The organism is Endozoicomonas sp. ONNA1, assembly GCF_024606325.1.
In the GTDB taxonomy this organism is placed as follows: domain Bacteria; phylum Pseudomonadota; class Gammaproteobacteria; order Pseudomonadales; family Endozoicomonadaceae; genus Endozoicomonas_A.
Window position 1 is genome coordinate 1 of the sequence record NZ_JAHHPN010000660.1, and the last position, 3,341, is coordinate 3,341.

Here is a 3,341-nt window from a genome sequence, read left to right on the forward strand (position 1 = left end):
CAGGTCTTGGTTAGCGAGAATTCGTCTGGTTTTGACACAGCCTTGATATGGCTTTCAATAGCTCAGGGTAATCGTCGTAGAGTAATACCCTCCTCGTGATAGGTCGTTATCATGATACGCTGAATCCCAGTGTTTAATTAGATGGTTGGGGTCGCTACGTATCGTTAAATAGGGTAAGTCGCCACTTGCGTGCTTGTACCACCTTATGTCTGCCCTATGTCCATGAGCATCACTGACAACGAAATCGAACCAGGACCCATGCCATGCGCAGTGAAAAACCGACGAAGAATAGTATATATGCGTCACAGCCCCTGGCGAAACCCGGGTTCTAAGCCCATTGAAACCAATATCATCCATAGGATAATCTTCCATACAGTAACCATCATCCACGTGCCTGGCCAAGTAGCTGTTATCTGTATTGCTTTTAAAATATAAATTAGCGGTTGATGCCTGTGCAGCCCAACTGGTTACCACTGCAGCAATCAACACAGCGCAGCAAGGGTGTTCTTTCTGTCTCATGGTATTGACTCCAAAGAACAAGTTCATGCAGACAATTTGGCGTGTAGTCATGCAGAAGTATAAACCTACTATGAACAAGGGTAAGTGGCCAAACAACATACCGCTCATGGCTGACGTGCGCAGCTCAGGAAACCCTGTACTGGACGGCCATGCATCCAACACTTCAGGCTATTAACATTGTTTTTTGTTGCACAGGCCTGGCCAACGGTTTTTTTCAACTCTGCAATCCTTCTTTTTTGGAACCTTCGCTTAATTAACGGGTCAATAGTTATAGAGTATTCTTTGGGTGGGCTCACCCTCGTCAAGATTAAGAACAATTAAAGACAGGAGAGCAATGATGGATCAATTATCTCAATCCTCATGTAAGCAAGGGCTAAATCCCTCTACTTACAGTGCTACAGCCGATGTTTCAGAAGATTCTACAGCGAATGATGGCAATGTCAGCGGCAGAACCGTCAGGGTTGAGCTATTTGGAGTCAATCGTGCGGATTCTGCACAAGATCCCTTAACAGGACAAAAAGATCAAAAAAAGGTTAGCATTTCCTCCAGAACCGTTGCTTCAGATGTAGATACCTGTGAAGCCGCTAAACCCATACATAAATTAAAAAAGCTTAAAGCCATTCAGGGTGCGAATACTGCTGTCCTTAGTGACAGACAAGTCGAGCTGATTAAAGGGCTTATGGAGGATAAAGAAGGTAGTTTCACAGTAGATGAATTTATAGATGTAATCGACTTTCTTTCTTATCGTGCTGAAGAAAAATTGCCTGAAGATTATTCCAAATCTTCAACCCTTGTATCAGGAATAATAAGAAATCATCTTTGGGATGTTTTCGTAATGAATCGAAGTGATAACATGAGGAAAGTATTACTAGCAACACCCGAAAGAAAAAAACAGGTACTATTGGCTCATGTCAGGAAAACAGGCTTCAGATATTTGTACGAAGCCCTTTCTGAAGAATTAAAAAATGATATTGACTTTCTGACTGAATACTCAAGTTTGCATGGCATTCCCCGTGGTACACCGCCGAAACTGGCAGTACCAATTTATGAGCGCCTGGATATCGGAGCCAAAATAAAGTCTATAGAGGTTCTGCCGGACAAAATTAAAGATGATCATTTTTATGATGAACTTATCCGTTCAGGAAGAATAAACCTTAGAAATCTGCCGCTAAATATCAGAAAGAAAAACAAAGAGTACTGCCTTTTGCAATTATCAAAAGGTCGGTGTCGATTATCAGAGGTTCCGGATGAGTTTATAACAAAAAAGGCCATTTTGGATTCGCTGAATGGTGGCAATTTTTATGATGATTTTATCAATATTTTCCAAGGTGATAATGAATATGAGATGCTGGACAATGATCCTGACTTTTTTGAAGAAGTACTTATAAAAATTACTTCGACAGCATTGGAAGTAATGATGGAAATCGAAGGTTCAAAAGTTTATCCCTTATCTGATGTTTATCGATGTTGCATAGATAGATACAGGGATGATGGGGAAAAACTTGCTTTATTGCTAAGAAGACTGGTAGAAGCTAATCCTTTTTTTGTTTTAGTTGTTAAAAATATAGATGATGCGTTGCTTCAGAAGCTGATTGAAACAGGCAAAGAATCCCTATCAGGCCTGTTAATCAGTAGACCAGAAATAAGCCGACATTTTGATTCGCAGATTGTTTCTTTTTTCTTTAATAAAGTTAATGCGAGTGATGACTTTAAAACCCGCATCATGAATATTGTTTATGCGTATTTTCCTTGTGATCATTCCTGTCATTTTCCGGAAGAAATAAGGCTGAAGCAAGATGCTATGGTGCTCGCGTATGAGCCTTTTGATGTTGGAGAGCAGCGTATTGTCGATAGACGTTTACGGCCCGATAATGCCAAAGTCATAATAGACTACATTGAACATTTTCAATTTTTTTTAGCTCGTTTTAATGACAAGGAATATCTGGAGAAGTGTTGCACTGACCCGGCAATCCGACAAAGGCTTATTCATGTTCTGGCTAACAGGATCGTTGTAAACAAACGTCGGTTAATGACGGATTGGAAATATTGTGTACCCCGACAATTAATTGATGATGCTCTGGCTTATCTCAATAACCCGGCCCTTTTCTCGGAACTGGATGTCTCCAGCGCATTGACAGAACCGGTAAATCCTCTCAGATTTCAACAAGCCAATACTCCGGCATTCAAGCTGTTGGTGTCTCTCCACGCCTACGGTTTTCAGTTTGCAGATAAAGACGCCAGTCGTCAGTTGCAATCAGAATTTGACCGTGCAGGTGGCACATACTTTGAAGAGGTTTATCGCGCTCAATATCAACATTCCTTGTCGCTATTTGAAGAAAAGGGAAGCGTCGTGGGTGGCCGTACACTGGCAATATGCAATGGTGAGAGCGTTGATTACTATAAATTCCAGCGACTTGGAGAATCTATAGCCACGCTGGCGCAAGAGGGCATTATGCATCAATTTATTGCCAGGGTGCTTAATAAACGCTTTAAAAGCCAGCTACCCCGTTTTGGTCAGTACCTCATCGTATTGGAAAAGGATCTTCCCGAAAGTATCCAAAGTTTCACTGACCGTTTACAAGTGATCAACAATGCTAATGGTGAAAAAGCCTACCGGGTCTACCACTTCAAGGCGACAAAAAATTACGGTCAATACGCTCATACTCCTGATGGAAGTAGCACCCCTTACGCGATCGCAGAGCGAGGCTTGTTGAACGCCATTCAGGACATTGGAGTGCTTAATGGCAACTTTGGCGTTATGCCCACATCAACGATCCCGGCCTTTCATGATACCGGACGTCGTTGGCTGTTCCTTAGCCCGT

2 protein-coding genes are annotated in these 3,341 nt (G+C 42.0%); both read left to right on the forward strand.

Features of this window, described 5'->3' with window-relative positions:
* Positions 1-544: 544 nt before the first annotated feature.
* Complete coding sequence (locus tag KDK19_RS15580; protein ID WP_257255044.1) at positions 545-694, forward strand: hypothetical protein; 150 nt, start codon at positions 545-547, stop codon at positions 692-694.
* Between the two features lie 159 nt (positions 695-853).
* The coding region (locus tag KDK19_RS15585; protein WP_257292311.1) for a hypothetical protein at positions 854-3,341 on the forward strand (2,488 nt) is incomplete at its 3' end.